The organism is Streptomyces sp. NPDC019937, assembly GCF_040631655.1.
Lineage (GTDB): Bacteria > Actinomycetota > Actinomycetes > Streptomycetales > Streptomycetaceae > Streptomyces.
Genome location: NZ_JBEYAL010000016.1, coordinates 121,234 through 143,228 on the forward strand (window position 1 = coordinate 121,234; position 21,995 = coordinate 143,228).

Sequence of the window (21,995 nt, forward strand, 5' to 3'; positions counted from 1 at the left end):
TGCCGTTCGCCGGTGGCGCCTCGTACCGTGAGGAGATGACGGAGACGGAGAGCGACATCCTCGATCCGATGGAGCGGCTGCTCGCCGAGCGGGCTTGTGAGCGGCTGATCGTGGAGTTCCTGTGGCGGCTCGATCTGGGGGAACCGGGCACGGTGGCGGAGCTGTTCACCGCCGACGGGACGTGGGAGTGGCCCGCCGGGGATCGGCTGGTGCGGGGGCGGGACGCGCTGCGGGAGTATTTCGCGTCGCGGCCGGCGGATCGGCTGTCGCGTCGGGTGTGTTCGAACGTCCTGGTCACGATGGACTCCGCGACCACGGCCGGTGCGACGTCGTATTTCGCGACGTACCGGGTCGACGGCTATCGCGGCGGCATCATCCCGTCGCGGCCGCCGGTCAACGTGGGGCACTACGAGGACGCGTTCCGCCGGGTGGAGGGGCGGTGGCTGCTGGCCTCGCGGACCACGCATCTGGCCTTCGGCGGGGACACGGAGCGGCTCGGGGGCTCGGAGCGGACGTGAGTCAGCGGTCCTCCGCTTCCGCGCCGCAGCGCCAGCAGCGCTCGAAAGGAGTGGTGTCCTGGAGGGCGCCGCACGCGGCGCAGACGCGGTCCAGCCAGCAGGCGGCGTCCCCGCCCTCCGGTTCGGCGGGGGCGGGGACCGAGGGCTGCCGGGGGTCTGTCTCGCTCATCGTCGATGTCCCTCTCTCGCCGGGCTCCCTGCCGGGTCATTGGTCGGGGTATCAGGATCCCATGCGACGGACAGATCGGACCTATGAGAGGCGAGCGAGGCGTTGATGGGCCATTGTTCGGCCTCAGCCCTCCCCAGTTGTCGGATGAATCGGTAACGTGTCCGCCTCGGGAGGCACATATGGAGAGATCTGTCAGACGCTCCACCCTGGTCCTTCTCCTCTGCGGCGCACTGGCCATGACGTTGTTCGTCACGGGCCCGGCGCGCGCGAAGGGGCAGGCGAAGGACTCCGCGTGGACGGTGAGCGGTCCCCTGCCGAACGGGGCATCCTCAGCCGCGGACTCCGGTCCGCTCGCCCGGTTACGGCTCGACCGGGCCTCGGGCGCGCTGACGCTTCAGGTGTCCCGAGGCGGTCGTACGGTGGTCGAGCCCTCGCCCGTGGGCATCGTCACCGAGCGGGCGGACCTGTCGCGCGGGCTGAGGTTCCTGGGCCGCAGCGACCGTACGGTGGCCGGGCGGTACCGGTCCACGGTCGGCAAGGAGCGCTCGCGCGCCTACCGCATGACCGAGGCGCGCTTCCGGTTCCGGGGCAGCGGCGGCGCCCGGCTGGACGTGCTGGTGCGGGTGTCCCGCGACGGGGTCGCCTATCGCTACGTCCTGCCGTCCGGCAGCGGCGATGTGCTGGGCGAGACCTCGGCGTTCACGCTGCCCGCGGACGCGGACGCGTGGCTCGGCACGTACCGCAAGGACAACGAGAACCTGTTCAATCAGTACACTGCGGCGACCGCGCCCACCGGCGAGTACATGGCGCAGGCCCTGTTCGAGACGGGCGGCGTCTACACCCTGATCGCAGAGTCGGACCTGACCGGCCGCTACTCCGCCGCCCGCCTGGTGCACGAGGAGGGCAGCACGACCTACCGCGTCGGGCTGTGGGACCAGCGGGTCGAGTCCGACGGTGCGTATCGCACCCCGTGGCGCGCGATGGTCGTGGGCGATCTGGCGACCGTCACCGAGTCCACCTTCACCGACGATCTGGCTCCGGCGTCGAAGGTCGCCGACACCTCGTGGATCCGGCCGGGGCCCGCGCTGTGGACCTGGCTGGCGGGCGGGCGCCCGGCCGGGCAGAGCCTGTCGATGCAGAAGGGGTACGTGGACTACGCGGCGCAGCGCGGCTGGCCGTATGTGGTGGTGGACGCGGGCTGGTACTTCGACCCGGAGCAGTGGGACGTCACCGACCCCGACTGGCAGCGCGACAGCTGGATCCCGGAGCTGGTCCGGTACGCCCGGGAGCGGCACGTCGGCATCCAGGTCTGGATCCACCACCGGGACCTGGACACCGCGGAGGAGCGCGAGCAGTGGCTGCCGACCCTGGAGAAGTGGGGCGTGAAGGGGGTGAAGATCGACTTCATGGATTCCGAGTCCCAGGAGACGCTGCGCTGGTACGACGAGATCCTTCCGGCCACCGCGGCCCACCATCTGCTCGTCAACTTCCACGGCTCGACCATCCCCAAGGGCATTCAGCGCACCTGGCCGCAGGTGATGTCGATGGAGGGGGTCAACGGCGAGGAGAAGCGGGTGAACACCGCGCAGCACCTGGCCACGCTCCCCTTCACCCGCAATGTCATCGGCTCGATGGACTTCACCCCGGGCGCCTTCCAGCGCGCCGAGCGCCCCAACGCGGCCTCGGACGCCGGTGAGCTGGGCCTGTCGGTGCTGTACGAATCGGGGATCCAGAACCTGGCGGGCACCCCGGAGTCGTACGACGCCCGTCCGCGGGCCCGTCGCTTCCTGGAGCAGATCCCCGCCTCCTGGGACGACACCCGGCTGCTGGCGGGACGGCCCGGGGAGAGCGCGGTGCTCGCGCGGGCGAAGGGCGGGCGCTGGTTCATCGGCGGCACCTTCACCGGCGCCGCGCACACCGCCGCCGTGCCGCTGCGGCTGGGCGGGGGGAAGTGGCTGGTCGACCTCGTCCTCGACGGAGCGGACGGCCTGGTGCGCGAGCCACGGGTGGTGCGCGGCGGGGACACCGTGTCCGTCCCGGTGGTGAAGGACGGCGGATTCGCCGCGATCGCCTGCCGCTGGCGGCCCGGCCTCACCAGCTGCGACCGGTCCTGACCGCGCATTGACGCACATGACCGCGCCCGCGCCGGATCCGGCGCGGGCGCGGAGCGGCGGATCCCGCGCGTCTGACGCATGATCGTTCCAGGGCGACCGAGCGGATCACACGTCAGGAAGCGGATATGTCGATCACCAGATGGTTCTTCGAGCCCGGCCACACGGCCGCCGAATTCAAGGCCAGGCACATGATGGTCACGTACGTGCGTGGGCAGTTCAAAAATATTCAGGGGTCGATCGAGGTGGACCCCGACAAGCCGGAGGACGCCCGGATCGAGGCGACCATCGACGCGACCCAGGTGTACACGGGGCAGCCGCAGCGGGACGCCCATCTGCGCAGCGCGGACTTCTTCGACGTCGCGCACCATCCGACGTGGACGTTCACCAGCACGGGCGTCACCCAGCTGAGCGAAACCGAGTTCGAGGTCACGGGCGATCTCACCGTGCGCGGTGTCACCCGCCGGGTGCCGCTGCACGTGGCCTATCTGGGGCAGTGGGGCACGCCCTGGTGGGAGGGCGACCGGGACCTGGGGCCGAGGCAGCGGGCGGGCTTCCTGGCCACGGGCCGGGTCAACCGGCATGACTTCGGGGTGTCCTGGAACGACACGGTGGACCGGGGCGGTGTCGTGGTGAGCGACATGGTCGACATCACCGTCGACGTCGAGGCCGTGCTCGACCCCTCGGGCACGCGTTCCTGAGCAACGGAGACGCTAGTGCCGCGTCAGCCAAGGTTCACCCCGCTCACCGCCCTGGCACGGCCATCTGCGGCGTTGCCGAATCGCCCGAGTAGGCCCGCTACGAGGCCGATCCGGCGCCTTGCATCTGACCGCACCAGGACGCCTCGCTACCGGGCAAACCTTGACTGACGCGGCACTAGGTGTGCTGTCCGGCGGATCTTCGTGGATCAGTCCGCGACGCCTGGCGCAGGGGGCACCTCCCAGCGGTAGCTGGGGGAGCATCACAAGGCGGAGGGTCGCCCTCGTACCGGGTCGTACTCGGGCGATCCCGACAACGCGGCGAGGTGCCGCGCCAGGCGTCACGGGCCCGCGAAGATCCGCCGGACAGGGCCTAACGGCCCGGGGGGCCTGCGGGTGCGCGTCCACTCCCCCAGCTGCCGGGCCGTCCAGGTGTTGATGACCCGCTCCTTCGGCACGCCGCATTCCACCGCCCGGGTGCATCCGTTGATCTGCCAGTCGAGCTGACCGGGCGCGTGGGCGTCGGTGTCGACCGAGAAGAACGTCCCCGCCCGGACCGCCTCCCGCAGCAGCCGCCGCGGCGGGTCCAGCCGCTCCGGTCTGCAGTTGATCTCCACGGCGGTGCCCGACTCCGCGCAGGCCGCGAAGACCTCGGCGGCGTCGAACGCGGACTCGGGCCGCTTGCCGCCCAGCAGCCGCCCCGTGCAGTGCCCCAGCACATCGACGCGCGGATCGCCGACCGCGGTCACCATCCGGCGGGTCATCGGGCGGGCGTCCATCCGCAGCTTGGAGTGGACGGAGGCCACCACCACGTCCAGCTGGTCCAGCAGTCCGGGCTCCTGGTCCAGCGAGCCGTCGGCCAGGATGTCGACCTCGATCCCGGTCAGCAGCCGGAAGGGCGCCAGCGTCTCGTTGAGCGCCGCCACCACGTCCAGCTGCTCGCGCAGCCGGTCCGCCGAGAGCCCCCGGGCGACGGTCAGCCGTGGGGAATGGTCCGTCAGCACCGCCCAGTCATGCCCCAGCCGGGCGGCCGTACGGGCCATCAGCTCGATCGGGGAACCGCCGTCGGACCAGTCCGAATGCAGATGGCAGTCGCCGCGCAGCGCGGCCCGCAGCTCGCCCGCGGCGGCCTCGGTCCCGCGCTCCCCGGGATCCCCCTCCCCGGGAGGGGCTTCCAGCTTCCGCAGATAGCCGGGCACCTCCCCCCTCAGCGCCTCCTTGACCACCTGTGAGGTCTTGGGGCCGAGGCCCTTGAGCGAGGCGAGGGTGCCCGCCGCCACCCGTCGCTCCACCTCTTCCGCCGGCAGCCCGGCGAGCACCGCCTGCGCGGTACGGAAGGCGCGCACACGGTACGTGGGTGCCTGCTCGCGCTCCAGCAGGAACGCGATCCGGTCCAGAGCCGTCAGCGGGTCCACCACGCCCTCCATTGTCCTCGCGGTGCCTCAGGCGCGCCGGTCCGGGCGGCGGCCCGGGGGCTGCCGGGGCTCGGGCCGGGCGGTCTGCTCGGGCATGTCGCAGGTCTGGGGCGACTTGTCGGAGACGGTGATGGGCCGGCCGTAGTGCTGGATCTCCAGCGGGGCGCCCTCGACCAGGGCGTAGGTGGCGGTGAGGTCGGTGATCTCCACCCGCAGCCGCCGTCCCAGCACCTGCACGCTGAAGGCCAGCCGGGCCAGCTTCTCCGGCAGCTTGGGCGAGAAGCACAGGCTGCCCTCGCGGTACCGCATCCCGCCGAACCCGGCGACCAGCGCCATCCAGGTGCCCGCCAGTGAGGCGATGTGCAGGCCGTCGCGGGTGTTGTGCTCCAGGTCCCGCAGGTCCATCAGGGCCGCCTCGCCCAGATAGTCGTAGGCGAGGCGCAGATGGCCGACCTCGGCGGCCATCACCGCCTGGGCGCAGGCGGACAGGGAGGAGTCCCGGACGGTCAGATGCTCGTAGTAGGCGAAGTTGCGGGCCTTCTCCTCGTCGGTGAAGCACTCGCCGCGCAGATACATGGCCAGCACCAGGTCCGCCTGTTTGACCACCTGTTTGCGGTACAGGTCGAAGTAGGGGAAGTGGAGCATGAGGGGGTACTGGCTGGGGTGGGTGTTCTGGAAGTCCCACTCCTGGTGGTCGGTGAAGTCGGCGGACTGCTCATGGACGCCCAGCGTCTTGTTGTACGGGACGGTCATGGCCTCGGCCGCGTCCCGCCAGGTCGCGGCCTCCTCGTCGTCGGCGCCCAGCACCGAGCCCTTGTCCGGGTGGCGCTCCACGACGTCCGCCGCGGCGCGCAGGTTCGACTGGGCCATGAGGTTGGTGTAGACGTTGTCGTCCGCGATGGCGCTGTACTCGTCCGGGCCGGTCACCCCGTCGATGTGGAAGCGGCCGTGGTGGTCGTGGTGGCCCAGGGAGCGCCACAGCCTGGCGGTCTCCACCAGGATCTCCACCCCGGTCTCGCGTTCGAACTCCTCGTCGCCGGTGGCGGCGACGTAGCGCACCACCGCGTCGGCCACATCGGCGTTGATGTGGAAGGCGGCCGTGCCGGCCGGCCAGTAGGCGGAGCACTCGGAGCCGTCGATGGTGCGCCAGGGGAACGCGGCCCCTTCGTGGCCCAGCTGACGCGCCCGCTCCCGGGCGGCGGGCAGGGTGGACTGGCGCCAGCGCAGCGCCTGGGCGACCGCCTCGGGGAAGGTGTAGGTCAGCAGTTGCAGGACGAAGGTGTCGGCGTCCCAGAAGGAGTGCCCGTCGTAGCCGGAGCCGGTGAGGCCCTTGGCGGGGATGGCGCGTTCCTCGGCGCGCGCGCCGGCCTGCAGGACGTGGAAGATGCCGAACCGTACGGCCTGCTGGATCTCGGCGTCGCCCTCGACCTCGACGTCGGCGCGGGCCCAGAAGTCCTCCAGCCAGGCGCGCTGCTGTTCGACCAGGCCCTCCCACCCGGTGGAGGCGGCTCCGGCGAGCGCCGCCTCGACCTGGTCGCGTACGGCGGGCAGGGAGCGGGTGCCGGACCAGCCGTAGGCCACCAGCTTGTCCAGCCGTAGCGTCTCGCCCGGTTTGAGGACGGAGGTGACGGTGAGGCGGGCGACGTCGTCGGCGCTCTCGCTGGCGTGACGGGTGGGCGGCGGCCCGGTGATCAGGTGATCGGCGGCGGCTCCGACCCGCAGCCGGCTGGCCTTGGTGCAGTGGATCAGCCGCAGCCGCTTGTCGACGGCGGCGTGCTCCTCCGGCTCCAGCGGGCTCTCCAGCGCGGAGGCGACCCGGGGATCCCCGCCGCGCTCCGGCAGCTGCTCGTTGGCGACCAGTTCGGACTGGACGACGACACGGATTTCGGCGTCCAGCGCCTCGACCTCGTAGGCGATCGCGGCGATGGACCGCTGGGTGAGGGAGACCAGCCGGGTCGAGCGGACGCGCACGCTGGTTCCCGAGGGGGAGGTCCATTCGCAGGTGCGGTGCAGCAGGCCGGCCCGCAGGTCGAGCACGCGCTCGTGGGAGCGGAGCCGCCCGTAGCGCAGGTCGAAGGGCTCGTCGTCCACCAGCAGCCGGATGACCTTGCCGTTGGTGACGTTGATCATGGTCTGGCCGGCTTCGGGGTAGCCGTATCCGGCCTCCGCGTACGGCAGCGGGCGCAGCTCGTGCACACCGTTGAGGTAGGAGCCGGGCAGTCCGTGCGGCTCGCCCTCGTCGAGGTTGGCGCGCCAGCCGACGTGGCCGTTGGAGAGCGCGAACACGGACTCGCTCTGCGGCAGCAGATCGAGGCGGAGCGCGGTCTCGCGCAGCTGCCAGGGATCGACGGCGTACGAGGAATCGGTGATCACGGGGGGCCCTCCAGCAGCTCGGCGAGATCCTTGACGACGATGTCGGCACCGTGTTCGCGCAGCGCGCCGGCCTGGCCGGCCCGGTCCACTCCGACGACGTAGCCGAAGCGGCCCGCGCGGCCCGCCTCCATGCCCGCCAGGGCGTCCTCGAAGACGGCCGCCTCGGCGGGCGCGGCACCCAGTTCCCGGCCGGCCTCCAGGAAGGTGTCCGGGTTCGGCTTGCCCGGGAGCCCCCGCTCGGCGGCGACCACGCCGTCGATCCGCACCTCGAAGAGGTGCTCGATGCCGGCGGCGACCAGCACGTCACGGCAGTTGGCGCTGGAGGAGACGACCGCGGTGCGCAGCCCGGCGGCGCGCACGGCCTCGGCGAAGCGCACCGATCCGGGGTACGCCTCGACGCCGTCCTCCCGGATCTTCTCCAGGACGAGGATGTTCTTCCGGTTGCCGAGCCCCTGGACGGTGTCCTTGTCGGGCGGGTCGTCCGCGCTGCCCTCGGGGAGGTCGATGTCCCGGGAGGCCAGGAAGGTGCGTACGCCGTCGGCGCGCGGGCGGCCGTCGACGTACTCGTCGTAGTCGGTGGTCTTGTCGAAGGGGCGGAAGGAGGGGCCGCCGCGGCGTCGCAGGAACTCGTCGAACATCTGCTTCCACGCCGCCGCGTGCACCACGGCGGTCCGGGTCAGTACTCCGTCGAGGTCGAACAGGCAGGCCCGGATGCCCGCCGGCAGGCAGAGCTTGGTCATGGCTCCCGGTTCCCCAGCGTCCGCCGGAATATGCGGCGCGGTCTTCGGCGACCGGCGGCGGTCGCGGGGAAGGCCTCAGCGCGGTACGGCGGTGCGGCCCTCGCGGCGGGAGCGGTCGGCGGCCTCCAGCACGGCGACCACCTCGCGGCCGAACCGCACGTCGCAGGGGTCGGGCACGCCGTCCCGGGCGCCGGCCAGCAGCCGGTCGACGGCCGTGGTGAACGCCTCCACCGCCGTGGTCCCGGGGTCGGGCACCTCGGCCGTCCCCTGTTCCCCGTAGAAGTCGCAGCCGAAGCCGACGGCGGCGGGCCGGGCGTCCAGGGTGAGCGCGAGGGTGCCGACCGCGCCGGAGCGGTGCCGCAGCAGTACGTGCGCGGCGCCGCGCGGTCCGTCGAGGGCGGTGACCTCGGCCACCGGGCCCAGCACCGGCAGCAGCAGCGACAGGGCGTGCGGGCCGACGTCCCACAGCCCGCCGCGTTCGCGGCGCCAGGGGGAGCCGCCGTAGGGGCTGCCGGACCTGAATATGGAACCGAAGCCGGTGGCCCGGCCGCCGTCCCACCCCCCGGCCGCCGCGGCACGGTCCAGGAACGACGCGACGGGCGCGGCGAAGCGCCGGGTGAAGAAGACCACCGAGGCCGACGAACCCTCCTCGGCGGCCGCCACGATCCGGTCGGCGGCGGCGGTGGTGAAGGCCAGCGGCTTGTCGAGCAGCAGATGGCGCCCGGCCAGCGCGGCACGCTCGGCGAGGCCGCTCTGGATGTCCGGCGGGAGGGCGACGGCGACCGCGTCGACGTCGGCGATCAGCGCGTCGGCGTCGATGTAGGCGCGGCTGCCGTAGCGGTCCGCCAGCGCCGCCGCCTTGGCCGGGTCGCGGCCCCAGATCCCGGCGAGTTCCGCCTCGGGGTGCGCGGCGAGCGCCGCGCCGTGGGTCTCGGCCGCCCAGTGTCCGGTGCCCAGCAGTCCGAAGCGCATCGTTCCCGCCCTTTCGCCCGGTCCGCCGCGGGGCGCTCCCGCGGCCGGGCGCGATCCTACGCGGCAGCCCGGGGCGCGTCGTCGGCCACCGGCGGTACGCCGCTCACCTGCTTGGACGTGGGCGGATGCCGGTGGGCGGGGGCGGTGACAATCTGGGGCCGACGGCCCCACCGCAGTCCGGCACGGCCGCGCCCCCTCACCGCTGGAGGACCTCTCCGTGGCCAGCCCGATTCGCCGCCCGAGCCGCACGACACCGGGCCCCGCGACACGGTCTTCCCCGGGCCCCCGCCGCGTCGCACCGCGCGTGGTCGCGGCGCTGCTGCTGTGCTGCGGGGTGGTCCCGGCGTGTGCCTCCTCCGAGCACGCCTCCCATCCGCGGAAGTCGGCGGCGCCGCACCACTCGGCCGGGGCGCGGTCCGCGGCCGGGAAGGCGGCCCGGGCGCGTATGCTGCCGGGCATGCCGCCGCCACTCGATCCGCACGACCTGTACGCGGCGGACCGGCCGGGCGAGTTGTCGCGGGCGGTGAAGGGCTTTCCGTCGCGGGTGTACGTGCCCAACACGCTGTCGGACACGGTGAGCGTGATCGACCCCAAGACGTACAAGGTGGTGCGCACCGTCCGGGTCGGCCACCAGCCGCAGCACGTGGTGCCCTCGTGGGATCTGAAGACGCTGTGGGTCAACAACGACCTCGGCAACAGCCTCACCCCGATCGATCCCGCGACCGGCCGGGTGGGCCGCCCGGTGGACGTCCACGATCCGTACAACCTCTACTTCACCCCGGACGGCAAGCATGCCGTGGTGATGGCCTCCAAGGACCGGGCCCTGGTGTTCCGGGACGCGCACACCATGCGGGTGGTGAAGTCGGTGCCGGTTTCGTGCTCCGGTGTCAACCACGCGGACTTCTCCCCCGACGGGCGCTACTTCATCGTCAGTTGCGAGTTCTCGGGCGAGCTGCTGAAGGTGGACACGGCCCGGATGAAGGTGGTGGCCAAGCGGCGGCTGCCGCTCGCGGGGGCCATGCCGCAGGACGTCAAGATCTCGCCGGACGGGAAGGCCTGGTACGTCGCCGACATGGCGGCGAACGGGGTGTGGGTGCTGAACGGGGACACCTTCGGCCGCCCCCGGCTGCTGCCCACCGGCAAGGGCACCCACGGCCTCTACGTCAGCCGGGACTCCCGCACCCTCTACATCTCCAACCGCGGCGAGGGCACGATCTCCCTGCTGTCCTTCAAGACCGGCAAGCTCACCGGCCGCTGGCGGCTGCCCGGCGTCACCAGCCCCGACATGGGCGGGGTGTCCTCCGACGGCAAGGTGCTGTGGCTCTCGGGCCGCTACAACGGCGAGGTGTACGCGATCGACACCCACACCGGGCGGCTGCGCGCCCGGATCCCGGTGGGCGGCGGCCCGCACGGACTCGCCGTCTATCCGCAGCCGGGCCGCTACTCCCTCGGCCACACCGGCATCTTCCGCTGAGCCCGGCGGAGTCGCCCGGCGCCCGGTGTACAGCCCGCCTGTACAGACCGTGATACACATGTACGTGTGGAGTACACGCATCAGTCCGGCTCACCGGAAACCCCGGACACCGAGGTCACCGAGGCCCGCGAGGAGGTCGCGGAGGCGCTGGAGCGGCTGGCGCTTCTCGCGGTGCGTCATCTGGCCACCCGGGACATCAGCTTCACCGCCGCCTCCACGCTCGGCCGCCTGGACCGCGAGGGCCCGGCCCGGCTCACCGCACTCGCCGCCGACGAGGGCGTCAGCCAGCCCTCGATGACCCAGCTGATCCAGCGGCTGGAGCGGCAGGACCTGGTGACCCGGGTCGACGATCCGCACGACGGACGCGTGGTGCTCGTGGCCGTCACCGACGGCGGGCGCGCCCTGCTCGCCGAACGGCGCCGCGACCGCACCGCCCGGCTGGCCGGACTGCTCGCCACCCTGCCACCCGAGGACGAACAGGCACTCGCCACCGCCGTCCGCGCCGCCGCCCCCGCCCTCCAGCGGCTGGCGACAGGGGCGCGGCGGACCCGCGGGCCATCGGGGGGTTCCGCTTCCTGAGCGGAACGCGGCGGTCAGATGCGCCAGGAGCGGATGCGGCCCGCCGCGTCGAAGACGTCCGCCTTGCCGGACAGGATGTCGCGGACCAGGTCGATCAGCGCGCCGTAGGGCGGGTCGATGCCCTCGCCGGCCGCGTGCATATAGGCCACGGCGGTCGCGCTGGCGAAGCGCGCGTTGCTCGCCGGGAGCGGCCTGAGCATGGCGAGCGTGTGCAGCAGGGCCGCGGCCCGCCACGCCGGGTCGGGATCGACGCCCAGGCGCGGCGGGTCGACGCGGTGGCGGGCCACGGCGGCGACCAGCCCCGAGAAGTCGGAGATGGCCGGCTGTTCGGGCAGGACCTCCTCATGGCGCTGGAGCAGCCACGGGACGTCGATATGAAGCGGCGGCATCGTCAGGCGGCCCGTCCCCGGTGTTCGTCGTCCGGGAACGCGTCCGCGAAGGCGTCCGCGTTGTCCGCGAAGAACCGGCGGAAGACCTCGGCGCCTTCCTGCAGAGCGCGATGGCGGGCGATGTCGGCGACGGTCGCCTCGCGGACGAGGGCCTTCATCGTCGTCCCGCGTTCCTTGGCGATCTGACGGAGGTCCTCAAGTTCCCGATCGCTGAATTCCACGTTGAGTGCTGACATGCGAAATACCCTACTCGGCCGGTACCCCGACATCAATCGCCGCAGCTCACATGATGTTTTTGTAGGTACTTGACAACTGGCGGGGAGTGTCCGCGCCGGGCGGCCGGGCACCGCCGCGGTCCACTCGTACGAACGGCTCGCGCACCTCGTGGCGCGTCAGGGCGCGGTAGGCGGCGGGGCGCCGGAACGCGTTGCCCCAGGTTTCGCGGCGCCGGTGGTCGCGGAGCGCGTCGAGGTCGAAGACCGCCGGGTAGACGCCCTCGGCCTCCCCCGCCTCGATCACCAGCATGTCCCGGGAGCGCCCGTCGGCGAAGGCGATGCCGTCGAAGGCGATGGAGTGCCCCCAGCCGGGGCCCGCGTAGTTGGCCATGGCCAGGGCGGTCATGTTCTCGTACGCGCGGGCGCGGAACTGGCTGAGCCGGTTGATCTCCAGATCGCAGGCGTTCGGGGTGAGGACGAGTTCCGCTCCGGCGAGCATCAGGGCGCGGGCGCTCTCCGGGAACTCCCGGTCGTAGCAGATCATCGCCCCCGTCAGGACCTCGCCCGCCGCGGTGTCCAGGGCGCACACCTCGAAGCCCTCCCCCGGGGTGAGGACGGCCTCGGGCACGTCGAAGGCGCAGGTGTGCACCTTCGCGTAGGTGAGGGCGAGGCGGCCGTGGCGGTCGATGAGGGAGACGGTGTTGCGCGGCGGCCCGTCCCAGCTCTCCAGATAGGTGAGCGCGATGGCCATGTCGAGCTCGGCCGCCAGCTCGCGGAAGTGGGCCACGAAGGGCCCGTCGCGGGTGATCGCCTCGTCGCCCCATACGGCCTCGTGCGCGGGCAGCGGCGGCGCGGGCGGCGCGCCGTCCCACCGCCGGGGGTGGCGGTAGACGTCGTCGCCGGGCAGGTCGGCGGCGGCCGGGCGGTAGCCGTTGCTCCACATCTCGGGGAAGAGCGCGATGTCCGCGCCGAGGGCCTTGGCCCGGCGGCAGGCGGCGTCACCGGTGGCGAGGTTCGCCCGCGGGTCGCGGCCGGGAGGCGCGAGTTGGAGCAGGGCGACGGTCAGGATGGGCATGGCTGTTGTCTCCTTCGTCGGCTGTGGGAGCGGAGGCGAAGGAGTGGCCGGTGGACCCCGGGCGCGGGGCGGGTGTCACAGCATGCCCGCCAGGCTACCCGGCTCCGGGGCCGTCCGCGAGGGGCCGGACAGGGCGACGGAACGGTGTTCGGCCGGTACGGGTACGGTGAGCCGCATCACAGGAGATCGCGGGAGGAGAGCGTGACCATGGAGCAGCGGGTGTGCGGCCGGACCGGCCGCGAGGTCTCCGTCGTCGGGCTGGGGACCTGGCAGCTGGGCGCGGGCTGGGGAGATGTCAGCGAGGCGGACGCCCTGGCCGTGCTGGAGGCGGCCGTCGAGTCGGGGGTGACGTTCTTCGACACCGCCGATGTGTACGGGGACGGGCGCAGCGAGCAGCTCATCGGGCGCTTTCTGCGGGACCGGCCGGATGCCGGGATCTTCGTGGCCACCAAGATGGGGCGGCGGGTGCCGCAGGTCGCGGAGAACTACACGCTGGACAACTTCCGTGCGTGGACCGACCGTTCACGCGCCAACCTGGGCGTGGACACGCTCGATCTGGTGCAGCTGCACTGCCCGCCGTCCTCGGTGTACGCCACCGACGCGGTGTTCGACGCGCTGGACACGCTGGTGGACGAGGGGCGGGTGGCGGCGTACGGGGTCAGCGTGGAGACCTGTGAGGAGGCGCTGACGGCGATCGCCCGGCCGGGAACGGCGAGCGTGCAGATCATCCTCAACCCGTTCCGGCTGAAGCCGCTGGAGAAGGTGGTTCCGGCGGCGGCCGAGGCCGGGGTGGGAATCATCGCGCGGGTGCCGCTGGCGTCCGGTCTGCTGTCGGGCCGGTACACCAAGGACACGCTGTTCGCCGACGACGACCACCGCACCTACAACCGGCACGGCGAGGAGTTCGACCAGGGCGAGACGTTCTCGGGCGTGGACTTCGAGGAGGGCGTCGAGGCGGCGGTGGAGTTCGGGAAGCTGGCGCCGGAGGGCGCCACGCCCGCGCAGACGGCGCTGCGGTGGATCGTCCAGCAGCCGGGGGTCACCTCGGTCATCCCCGGTGCGCGCTCCCCCGAGCAGGCGCGGGCGAACGCGGCGGCGGCGGCGCTGCCGCCGCTGCCGCGGCCCACTCTGGACGCCATCGGCGAGCTGTACGACCGGCGGATCCGTGCGCAGGTGCACCACCGCTGGTGACGAGCCGCCCCCGGGGTCTCAGAAGCCGCTGTCCGCCGCCCATCGGGTCAGTTCCCGCTGGGCGGCGGCGCGCAGCTCCGCGGAGGGGGCGGCGGTGCCGTCGGCGACGAGGGCGTAGTGCAGGGTGCCGGTGTCCCCGGGCGCGGAGAGCACCAGGCGGCGGGCGTCGGCGCCGCCGGGCTCGGCCGCGGTGGCGATGGGGTGGTCGGCGGTGTGCCCCTGGGCGGTGTACGCGGGCGGGCCGGTGACGGTGCCCAGATCGGAGACGACGGTGGTGGTGGCGGGGTCGAAATCGCGGGGCAGGTGCAGTTCGGTGGGGGCGTCGGTGCGGCCGTCGGAGCGCCACACCAGCAGGCCGTAGCGCCCGGAACCGGTGAGCTTGGCGACATTCGGAAGCGAGCTGGGGATGCGGTCCCAGCTGAGGGTGGTGCCGCCGTCGCGTGAGCGGTCCTCGAAGGTGAACGCGAGCGTGCGGCCCGCCACGGCACGCGGGTAGAGGCGGTCGAGCAGCCGGGCGTCCTGGCGCAGTCGGGCGTTGCCGGAGTCGTCGAGGCGCACGGCCGACAGGTCCTCATCGTTCCAGGCGTCGCCCTCGGTGAGGATCTTCGAGGTGTTGCCGTTCATCGCCTCGTGGTGGCGGCCGTTGTAGAGGTCCCACTGCCACTGGGTGGAGGAGAGGGCGGGGCCGGAGGCGGCGGGCTTGGTCCACCAGGTGGCGCCGGGGAGGCGGGAGTCCAGCGCCTGGTACATGCCCTTGAGGACGGTGGGCGCCTTGTCGGAGGTGAAGCCGGTGAGCGGGTGGCCGAACTCGCTCATGACGGCCGGGACGCCCAGGGCGGTGGAGCGGTCGCGGACGGCGCCGAAGTCGGTCGAGTACTGGCCGTCGGCGGCCTTGCCGGGCATGAAGATGCCGGAGATGGCCTTCTGGTCGTAGTAGTGGGTGTTGAAGACGTAGCGGGATCCGAGCTTCCCCGCGTCGAGCAGCCCGCCCTCCTGGCGCTGGAAGTCCAGGTTGGAGTTCCAGAACATGTTGGGCTCCACGAAGGCGGGTTTGTCCCGCCAGCCCGCGGCGTCCATGCGGGCGCGGAACTTCTCGTAGAACGGCCACAGCACGTTCTTCTCCCAGGTGCGGCTCTTCTCGCCGTCGTCGTAGACGCCCGCGTAGGGCTCGTTGAGCGGGTCGAAGCCGGTGACGCGGGCGAACGCGTCGGCGGAGAGGTGCTGGGCGAGGTAGGACATGGTCTTCTCGGCGGTGGCGAGGAAGGCGTCCTGGACGCGCACGGTCCCGGCGCCGGTGGTCAGCGCGCGATTGTGCCAGAAGTCGCGGGTGGCCTTCATGACGGCCTGGTTCTGGGTGATGTTCTGGCCCCAGTGGGCGCAGATGCCGCAGGACTCCTTGCCGTAGCCGCCCGCGTCGACCACCCATTTCGGGGCGCCGTCGCCGCTGTACCAGCTGCCCTTGTCGAAGAGGTGGCCGGAGTAGAGGTCCTGGTGGAAGTCGGGGAAGACCCGGATTCCGGCGTCGAGGAAGGCCTTCATCTGGGCGGTGGCCTGCTCCAGGTAGCCGGTGTCCACCTCGCCGGGCCGGGGTTCGGCGTGGGCCCAGGAGAGCAGGAAGCGGACCGAGTTCGCCCCGGTGAGGGTCCGCATCGCGGCGGCGGACTTCCTGGCGTCGGCGATGTCGGCGAAGGGGAGGCCGTCGTTCTCCTCCAGCTTGGTCTCGCCGGAGACGTTGAAGCCGCGGAGCACGACCTCGCGGCCGTGGCCGTCGGCGAACCGGGCCCCATCCGTGGTCACCTCGTCCGCGGCCCGTCCGTCGAACCAGGGCGTCTCGGCGGCGGCCGCCGGGGTGCCCGGGGCCGCGACCGCGGCCACCAGCAGAACGGCCGCCCCGAGCAGCCCTGTACGACCCGCCCGGGGTCGGCCGTTCCGTAACCTCGAAGTCGCGGTGGATCGCGTCACATGCGTCGCCATGGACACTACCGTCCAGTAGACATGAAGAATCGTCAACTAGTGGCGCACGACGGATCGTTGAGCGTCCGCGACTGTCGCGGGGGTGTGGTTACTGCGCGAAACCGGCCCCCAGGGCCGCGCCCGCTTCCGGCGCCCCGAGCGTGTCGGGCCCGAAGGAGACGATGCCGTCGGTCGTGAGTCCGGCCGGCTTGCCGCGCAGCACCCAGGCGGCACCGCTGGTGGCGTGGGCGCCGTCCTCGTCGGGCGCTCCGGCGGCGAGGTCCGCCGCACCGTCGCCGTTCGTGTCGGTGAGCCGCACCGCCGCGCCGAAGCGGTCGCCCGCCTCCGCGACGCCGGGGACCCCGGCGGTGTCCTGGGTGAACGCCTGGGCACCGGTGCCGGACAGCCCGCCCGAGCCGCCGTACAGCTGGACGACGCTGCCCGCGTCCTTCTGGCCGGCCTCCAGGTCCTCGTACGGGATGCCGACCGCGACGTCCGCGTAGCCGTCGCCGTTGACGTCGTCGGCGCTGAGCGAGTAGCCGAACTGGTCGCCGTCCTCGTTGACGCCCGGCACCCCGGCGGTGTTCTGGTCGATGGTCTTGGTGCGGGTGGTGCTCGGCCCCGAAGCGGTGCCGTAGAACACCTTGAGCGTGCCGTGGTCGTACGGCAGTTCCTCGACGACGTTGTCGGGGACGGTGCGCACGATCAGGTCGCCGTAGCCGTCCTTGTCGACATCGCCGATGGCGGTGGTGGCGGCGTCGGTGAGCCTGGTGGGCGTCTTCCCGAGCCCGTCCGTGCCGCCCTTCCAGACGAGGGTGGCCTCGGACATCTCCTCGAAGGCGTGGGTGCTGACCAGCTCGTCCTTGCCGTCGCCGTTGAGGTCGCCCGCGGTCAGGCTGGTCGGCCGGTCGATCTTGTTGGTGTCGACGGTGGCGCTGCCCGCCGCCTCGCCCGCGCGGTTGAACGGTCCGAACCGGACGCGCAGTCCGGTCCGCTCGTCAAGGTCCGAGCCCTTGTTGACGATGACCTGATCGACCAGGTCGGCGTGGCCGTCGCCGTTGAAGTCGCCCCCGGCGATGATGCTGGAGCCGAAGTTGTCGCCGTCGCCCTCGGGCAGCTGGGTGCCGCCGGTGAGGCCGTTGGCCGAGCCCCACAGGACGGTGACGGCCGCCTTGTCGCCGACCTCGATCGCCAGGTCGGTGTAGCCGTCGCCGTCCAGGTCGCGGGCGACCGTCCGGCTTCCGAAGTACGCCGAGGCACCGGGGTCACCGGGAACGCCCGCGGTGGCCTGGCTGATGATCTGCCGGTGGGCGGTGTCCGCGCCCGAGGCCGATCCGTAGACGACGGCGACATAACCGGCCTTGGCCTTGCCGTCCACGGTGCCGGCCGGCGCGGAGACGGCGAGGTCGGCGTAACCGTCCTTGTTGAAGTCGGCCCGCGGCGCGGAAGCCGCGGCGGTGGCGCGGGCCTCGGCGGCGCCCGCCGAGGGGGCGGCGAGTAAGGCGGGGGTGGTCACAAGCGCGACCACCGTGGCGCAGCGCGCGACGGTGGAAAGAGAACGGGGCCGCACATTTCCTCCAGCTCGTTGATGAGCGTTTACCTCATGTACACCCACCGAGACAGCTGGAGTTGCCAAAGGGTTGCGCATCCGGGCATAGGGAATCCACTAGTCCGCTTGGTCCACGTAGCGCAGCACTCCCATCATGTGCCGCTCGTCCACCTCCTCCGGGCGGGTCGCGACGCAGTCGGCCAGCCGCTTGGTGAGGGTGTCGGCGTCGATGCCGGTGCCGATCATCACCAGCTGGGTGGTGCGGGGTTCCCCGCGCTCCCGGGGCACCGGCTGGAACCGGAGATACGCGCCGACGGCGTGCAGTCCGTACGTGGGCCACGGGTCGGCGCCCGCGAAGTGGACGAAGCCCTTGAGGCGGTAGAGGCCCGCGGGCCGGGCGTCGAGGAATTCCATGAAGCGGCGCGGGTCCAGCGGCTCGGCCGAAGTGAATTCGACGCTCTGGTACGCGGCGTGGAGATGGTGGTCGTGATCCTGGCCCTCGGCGCACACATCGGCGAACGACAGTTGCCGGAAACGCTCTTCGGGAGTGTCCCGGGGCTCGTGGTCGAAGAGCAGCCCGGGATCGACGCGGCCGTGTTCCGCGGTGAGGACGGGCAGCCCCGGGGCGATCTCGGCGACGGTTTCCAGCACGCGCCGCCGCTCGTCCTCCCCCACCCGGTCGGTCTTGTTGAGCACGATCAGGTCGGCGTCGCGCACATGGCGGTCCAGCTCGGGATGGCGGTCGCGGGTGCTCGCGAACTCCGCGGCGTCCACGACCTCCACCAGGCCCCCGTAGCGGATGCGCTCATTGCCGCTGGACAGCAGCGTACGGATCATGCTCTGGGGTTCGGCCAGGCCGCTCGCCTCGATCACGATGATGTCGATGCGCAGCTCCGGGTCGGTGAGCCGGTCGAGCATCTCGTCCATCTCGGAGGCGTCCGCGGCGCAGCACAGACAGCCGTTCTCGATGGGGATCATCGAGTCGACCTGTCCGGCGACGGCCATGGCGTCGATGTTGATGCTGCCGAAGTCGTTGACGATGACCCCGATCCGGGTGTCCACGCTGTCGCGCATCAGATGGTTGAGCATCGTGGTTTTTCCGGCACCCAGGAAACCCGTGATGAGAAGGACCGGGATCCGTTGTGTGGCCAAGGCTCTGTCTCCGTGCGGCGATGCGTGGGCGGTGCGGGCTGGCCGTTCATGCTATCGGGACGGCCCGCCCGGATCATCCGGGGCGGATCTCGGCCATCGGCGGGCGGGCTGATGCACTGTCAGTTTCGGGGGCGCCGCCCCGCTTCGGTCATTACCAGGTCGCCATCAAGGCCACAAGGCGTACCTTTCCGCGCGGGCGCACTCTAGTGGGATCCTGGCCAACTTGCGCCCATCGCCCGTCTTCCATGCGCGCCGCACAGGTCCTTAAGCTCTCGAACAAGCGAGACGGCTGATCACCACATGCCACACGATGTGCTCGTGACCGGGTCGGCGGCGTCCTGATCCTTTCGCCGAAGTGCCACCTGCGCACCTCATACGGCTCATCACTTCTCACCCTTCACCCGCACCCGGGCCCCTTGTGCCCGCACCCGGCTCCATCAGCCGAACGATGACCGACTTGTCGAACGAGAGTGGGCGACATATGCGGATACACACCGTGCGTCAACAACCCGGCAGGCTTCCGGGCACAGCCCCGGACTGGCCCGCCGACCCCCTTCGGCACCTGTCCGGCACGGACCGGCGGCTGTTCCAGCGGTACGGCCAGGGGCCGGTGGCCACGCTGCCCTGTTCCCTGATCCACCAGGCCATCGAGCGGCACGCCGCCGCTTCCCCGCTCGCCGTCGCGGCCGAACACCTCGGCGAGACGATCACCTACGGGGAGCTGGACCGGCAGGCCGGACGGCTGGCGGCCCGGCTCGCCCGGCTGGGCGTACGCCCCGGTGACCACGTCGCGCTGTTCGTCCGGCGCTCCCTCCCCCTGCTCGTCGGCCTGCTGGCCACCCTGAAGGCGGGCGCGGCCTATGTGCCGCAGGACGTGGGGCTGGCGCCCGAGGCGCAGCTCGGCCATGTCATCCGCACGGCATCGACCCGGGTGATCCTGACGACGTCCGGCTACGCGGACCGGATACCGGCGCCGCCCGGCCACACCGTCATCCCGCTCGACACCGCGATGGCCGAACCCTTCGACGATGAGGAGACCGGACGCCCCTTCGTGCCCGCCCGGCCCGTGACGCCGGACGACGGCGCTTACGTGCTCTTCACCTCCGGCACCACGGGAGCGCCCAACGGGGTCACCGTCACCCATCGCAACGTGTGCAACCTCCTGCTCACCGAGCCGGGGGACTTGGGGATGCGGCCCGGGCTGCGGGTGTCCCAGATCCTCAATGTGGCCTTCGACATGGCCGCGTGGGAGATCCTCGGCTGTCTGAGCCACGGCGCCACCCTCGTCATCCGCGGCACCGACATCGCCGCGACGGTACGCCGGGTGGACGTGGTCATCGCGACCCCGACCGTGCTCAGCGCGGTCGATCCGGAGCTGTGCGCACGGATCAAGGTGGCGGCCGTCGCCGGGGAGCCGTGCCCGCGCTCGCTCGCGGACCGCTGGGCCCGGGTCTGCGCCTTCTACAACGCGTGCGGGCCGACCGAGACCACCATCGTCAACACCATGCAGCGCCATGACCCGGCGGCGCTGCGGCTGACCATCGGACGGCCGACCCCCAACAACACCGTGTACGTCCTGGACGCCGAGCGCCGCCCGTGCGCCATCGGCGAGACCGGCGAGATGTGGGCGGGCGGCGACTGCGTGTCGGCGGGCTATCTGCGTGATCCGCGGCTCACCGCGGAACGGTACGCGCCCGATCCGTTCCTCGGCGGCGGACGGCTGATGTTCCGCACCCGCGACCTGGGCCGCTGGACTCCGGACGGCGAGCTGGAACATCTGGGCCGCACCGACGACCAGGTCAAGGTGCGGGGCTTCCGGGTCGAACTGGACTCGGTGTCGGCCGTCCTCGAGGCGGTCCCCGGCTGCGTCCGCGCGGTGACGCTCAAGCTGGACGACCGCAGTCTGGTGTCCTTCGCCGCCCCGCTGCGGGTCGATCCCGAGGCGGCGCTGCGGGCCGTGGCCCGGGCCCTCCCCTACTACTGCGTGCCGGTGGCCGTCCACACCCTGCCGGTGCTGCCGCTCACCAGCCGCGGCAAGGTCGACAAGGCCGCCCTGCTGCGGCTGGCCGCCGAGCGCCGCACGGCCGGTGGGGTGGCGTCATGACCACACCCGGCGCCGAAGCGCCGCCGCGCGCCGCGCAGCCGCCGCTGCCGCCCCGGACGCCGGGGCTGCGCGGGCTGCTGAAGCATCCGCGCCTGATGCACTACAACCGCCTCATCGCCCTGGTCCTCGCGGTCAACCTGGGCTTCCTGCTGTCCCGTCCGGGCGAGGGCCTGCCGCCTCGTACGCTCTCCGACGCGGCGCTCGTCAACTTCGCGGTCGCCATCGTCATCCGTCAGCAGTACGTCATCAATCTGCTCTTCCGCATCGCCACCGCGCCGCCCGTCAGCTGGCCGCTGAGGATCCGGTGGACGCTGGCGAAGGTCTACCACTTCGGCGGGGTGCACGTCGGCGGGGCCCTCGCGGGCACGCTCTGGTTCCTCGCCCTGGTGGGCTCGCTGACCCGGCACGCCGCCCCGGCCGCGACGCTCACCGTCTCGTACGCCCTGGTCGTCCTGCTGCTGGGGATCACGGCCACCGCGCTGCCGCCCTTCCGGGCGCGGTTCCACGACCGCTTCGAGAGGACGCACCGCTTCGGCGGCTGGGCGGCGCTCGCGCTCTTCTGGGCGCAGACCGTGCTGACCACCCTCGACGGGCCCGGCGGCGGGTCCGCCGCCGGGCGGCTGCTGACGGCGCCGGGCGTCTGGGTGCTGGCCGTGATCACCTTCAGTGTGGCGCTGCCGTGGCTGCGGCTGCGCCGGGTGGCGGTGGCCGTCGAGCGCCCCTCCGCGCATGTGGCGCTCGCCCGTTTCAACCACGGGGTGACACCCTTCGCCGGGTCCTCGACCGCGATCAGCCGCAGCCCGCTGCGGGAATGGCACTCGTTCGCCAATGTGCCCGCGCCCGGCGAGGCGGGGTTCCGGCTCACCATCTCCCGCGCCGGGGACTGGACCGGGAAATTCATCGACGACGCGCCGTCCCGGGTGTGGGTGAAGGGCATCACCACCGCGGGCGTGGCCAACATCGAGACGCTGTTCGCCAAGGTGGTCTACGTGGCCACCGGCAGCGGCATCGGCCCCTGCCTCCCCCATCTGCTGGCCCAGCAGGTCCCGGCGCGGCTGGTGTGGGCGACCCGCGCCCCCCGTACGACCTACGGCGACGCCCTGGTGGAGGAGATCCTGGCCGTCCAGCCCGACGCGGTCATCTGGGACACCTCCGAACACGGCAAGCCCGACATGGTCCGGCTCGCCCACGCCGCGTACGCGGACTTCGGGGCGGAGGCCGTCATCTGCATCTCCAACAAGAAGCTCACCTGGCAGGTGGTCCACGGACTGGAGTGCCGCGGGATCCCCGCGTACGGCGCCATCTGGGACTCGTAGAA

General features: G+C 72.2%; 19 protein-coding genes. 8 read left to right on the forward strand and 11 right to left on the reverse strand.

Annotated features, from left to right (window positions below):
- Positions 1-35 precede the first annotated feature (35 nt).
- Positions 36-518, forward strand: a complete 483-nt coding sequence (locus tag ABZ562_RS18335) for a nuclear transport factor 2 family protein (protein WP_361480196.1) — start codon at positions 36-38, stop codon at positions 516-518.
- 1 nt (position 519) lies between these two features.
- On the opposite strand, the gene ABZ562_RS18340 is transcribed toward ABZ562_RS18335, so the two are convergent.
- Entirely contained in the window at positions 520-687 is a 168-nt protein-coding gene (locus ABZ562_RS18340; RefSeq protein ID WP_361480199.1) for a hypothetical protein, read from the reverse strand.
- Between the two features lie 179 nt (positions 688-866).
- Between ABZ562_RS18340 and ABZ562_RS18345 the strand changes: the two genes are divergently transcribed.
- Positions 867-2,801 carry a glycoside hydrolase family 97 catalytic domain-containing protein gene (locus ABZ562_RS18345; protein WP_361480202.1) on the forward strand — a complete coding sequence of 645 codons (1,935 nt, stop codon included), beginning with the start codon at positions 867-869 and terminating at the stop codon, positions 2,799-2,801.
- 125 nt (positions 2,802-2,926) lie between these two features.
- On the forward strand, positions 2,927-3,499 hold the full coding sequence (locus tag ABZ562_RS18350; RefSeq protein WP_361480205.1) for a YceI family protein: 573 nt from the start codon (positions 2,927-2,929) through the stop codon (positions 3,497-3,499).
- 338 nt (positions 3,500-3,837) lie between these two features.
- Here the strand turns inward: ABZ562_RS18350 and ABZ562_RS18355 are convergent, their stop codons facing one another.
- From ABZ562_RS18355 to ABZ562_RS18370, 4 genes are all read right to left on the reverse strand, one after another.
- On the reverse strand, positions 3,838-4,923 hold the full coding sequence (locus ABZ562_RS18355) for a PHP domain-containing protein (RefSeq protein ID WP_361480208.1): 1,086 nt from the start codon (positions 4,921-4,923) through the stop codon (positions 3,838-3,840).
- A gap of 15 nt (positions 4,924-4,938) precedes the next feature.
- Complete coding sequence (locus tag ABZ562_RS18360; RefSeq protein WP_361480211.1) at positions 4,939-7,284, reverse strand: glycosyl hydrolase family 65 protein; 2,346 nt, start codon at positions 7,282-7,284, stop codon at positions 4,939-4,941.
- A complete protein-coding gene (locus tag ABZ562_RS18365) occupies positions 7,281-8,024 on the reverse strand; it encodes a beta-phosphoglucomutase family hydrolase (RefSeq protein ID WP_361480214.1) in 744 nt (247 codons plus the stop codon). The genes ABZ562_RS18360 and ABZ562_RS18365 overlap by 4 nt, the downstream gene beginning before the upstream one ends.
- A 75-nt stretch (positions 8,025-8,099) precedes the next feature.
- Positions 8,100-8,996, reverse strand: a complete 897-nt coding sequence (locus tag ABZ562_RS18370) for a Gfo/Idh/MocA family oxidoreductase (protein WP_361480217.1) — start codon at positions 8,994-8,996, stop codon at positions 8,100-8,102.
- Positions 8,997-9,312: 316 nt separating this feature from the next.
- Here ABZ562_RS18370 and ABZ562_RS18375 point away from each other — a divergent pair, with 316 nt between their 5' ends.
- Both ABZ562_RS18375 and ABZ562_RS18380 read left to right on the forward strand, forming a co-directional pair.
- Entirely contained in the window at positions 9,313-10,470 is a 1,158-nt protein-coding gene (locus ABZ562_RS18375) for a beta-propeller fold lactonase family protein (RefSeq protein WP_361480396.1), read from the forward strand.
- A gap of 66 nt (positions 10,471-10,536) precedes the next feature.
- Complete coding sequence (locus ABZ562_RS18380) at positions 10,537-11,049, forward strand: MarR family transcriptional regulator (RefSeq protein WP_361480220.1); 513 nt, start codon at positions 10,537-10,539, stop codon at positions 11,047-11,049.
- Positions 11,050-11,063: 14 nt separating this feature from the next.
- Here the strand turns inward: ABZ562_RS18380 and ABZ562_RS18385 are convergent, their stop codons facing one another.
- The 3 genes from ABZ562_RS18385 to ABZ562_RS18395 are packed head-to-tail and all read right to left on the reverse strand — an operon-like array spanning position 11,064 to position 12,728.
- Positions 11,064-11,438, reverse strand: coding sequence for a toxin Doc (locus ABZ562_RS18385; protein ID WP_361480223.1), 375 nt, complete (start codon positions 11,436-11,438; stop codon positions 11,064-11,066).
- A 2-nt stretch (positions 11,439-11,440) separates the two neighbouring features.
- Positions 11,441-11,674 (reverse strand): hypothetical protein, encoded by a 234-nt coding sequence (locus ABZ562_RS18390; protein WP_361480226.1) that lies wholly within the window; start codon positions 11,672-11,674, stop codon positions 11,441-11,443.
- 46 nt (positions 11,675-11,720) lie between these two features.
- Positions 11,721-12,728, reverse strand: coding sequence for a carbon-nitrogen hydrolase family protein (locus ABZ562_RS18395; RefSeq protein WP_361480229.1), 1,008 nt, complete (start codon positions 12,726-12,728; stop codon positions 11,721-11,723).
- Positions 12,729-12,935: 207 nt separating this feature from the next.
- Between ABZ562_RS18395 and ABZ562_RS18400 the strand changes: the two genes are divergently transcribed.
- Entirely contained in the window at positions 12,936-13,919 is a 984-nt protein-coding gene (locus tag ABZ562_RS18400) for an aldo/keto reductase (protein WP_361480399.1), read from the forward strand.
- A gap of 18 nt (positions 13,920-13,937) precedes the next feature.
- Here the strand turns inward: ABZ562_RS18400 and ABZ562_RS18405 are convergent, their stop codons facing one another.
- From ABZ562_RS18405 to ABZ562_RS18415, 3 genes are all read right to left on the reverse strand, one after another.
- Positions 13,938-15,794, reverse strand: a complete 1,857-nt coding sequence (locus ABZ562_RS18405) for a cellulase family glycosylhydrolase (protein ID WP_361480232.1) — start codon at positions 15,792-15,794, stop codon at positions 13,938-13,940.
- Positions 15,795-15,981: 187 nt separating this feature from the next.
- Positions 15,982-17,388: an FG-GAP and VCBS repeat-containing protein gene (locus ABZ562_RS18410; protein ID WP_361480235.1), complete on the reverse strand. Its 1,407-nt coding sequence runs from the start codon at positions 17,386-17,388 to the stop codon at positions 15,982-15,984.
- Between the two features lie 150 nt (positions 17,389-17,538).
- Positions 17,539-18,573 carry a GTP-binding protein gene (locus ABZ562_RS18415; protein ID WP_361480237.1) on the reverse strand — a complete coding sequence of 345 codons (1,035 nt, stop codon included), beginning with the start codon at positions 18,571-18,573 and terminating at the stop codon, positions 17,539-17,541.
- A gap of 448 nt (positions 18,574-19,021) precedes the next feature.
- Between ABZ562_RS18415 and ABZ562_RS18420 the strand changes: the two genes are divergently transcribed.
- Positions 19,022-20,677, forward strand: a complete 1,656-nt coding sequence (locus ABZ562_RS18420) for an amino acid adenylation domain-containing protein (RefSeq protein WP_361480240.1) — start codon at positions 19,022-19,024, stop codon at positions 20,675-20,677.
- Positions 20,674-21,993 (forward strand): hypothetical protein, encoded by a 1,320-nt coding sequence (locus tag ABZ562_RS18425; protein WP_361480243.1) that lies wholly within the window; start codon positions 20,674-20,676, stop codon positions 21,991-21,993. The genes ABZ562_RS18420 and ABZ562_RS18425 overlap by 4 nt, the downstream gene beginning before the upstream one ends.
- Positions 21,994-21,995: the final 2 nt, after the last annotated feature.

What these genes read in the sequence shown, in the direction of transcription:
- ABZ562_RS18390 (WP_361480226.1), bottom strand. Translation starts at nt 11,674, where the DNA reads ATGTCAGCACTCAACGTGGAATTCAGCGATCGGGAACTTGAGGACCTC.
- ABZ562_RS18370 (WP_361480217.1), bottom strand. Translation starts at nt 8,996, where the DNA reads ATGCGCTTCGGACTGCTGGGCACCGGACACTGGGCGGCCGAGACCCAC.
- ABZ562_RS18350 (WP_361480205.1), top strand. Translation starts at nt 2,927, where the DNA reads ATGTCGATCACCAGATGGTTCTTCGAGCCCGGCCACACGGCCGCCGAA.
- ABZ562_RS18385 (WP_361480223.1), bottom strand. Translation starts at nt 11,438, where the DNA reads ATGCCGCCGCTTCATATCGACGTCCCGTGGCTGCTCCAGCGCCATGAG.
- ABZ562_RS18425 (WP_361480243.1), top strand. Translation starts at nt 20,674, where the DNA reads ATGACCACACCCGGCGCCGAAGCGCCGCCGCGCGCCGCGCAGCCGCCG.
- ABZ562_RS18395 (WP_361480229.1), bottom strand. Translation starts at nt 12,728, where the DNA reads ATGCCCATCCTGACCGTCGCCCTGCTCCAACTCGCGCCTCCCGGCCGC.
- ABZ562_RS18345 (WP_361480202.1), top strand. Translation starts at nt 867, where the DNA reads ATGGAGAGATCTGTCAGACGCTCCACCCTGGTCCTTCTCCTCTGCGGC.
- ABZ562_RS18340 (WP_361480199.1), bottom strand. Translation starts at nt 687, where the DNA reads ATGAGCGAGACAGACCCCCGGCAGCCCTCGGTCCCCGCCCCCGCCGAA.
- ABZ562_RS18365 (WP_361480214.1), bottom strand. Translation starts at nt 8,024, where the DNA reads ATGACCAAGCTCTGCCTGCCGGCGGGCATCCGGGCCTGCCTGTTCGAC.
- ABZ562_RS18355 (WP_361480208.1), bottom strand. Translation starts at nt 4,923, where the DNA reads ATGGAGGGCGTGGTGGACCCGCTGACGGCTCTGGACCGGATCGCGTTC.
- ABZ562_RS18335 (WP_361480196.1), top strand. Translation starts at nt 36, where the DNA reads ATGACGGAGACGGAGAGCGACATCCTCGATCCGATGGAGCGGCTGCTC.
- ABZ562_RS18420 (WP_361480240.1), top strand. Translation starts at nt 19,022, where the DNA reads ATGACCGACTTGTCGAACGAGAGTGGGCGACATATGCGGATACACACC.
- ABZ562_RS18400 (WP_361480399.1), top strand. Translation starts at nt 12,936, where the DNA reads ATGGAGCAGCGGGTGTGCGGCCGGACCGGCCGCGAGGTCTCCGTCGTC.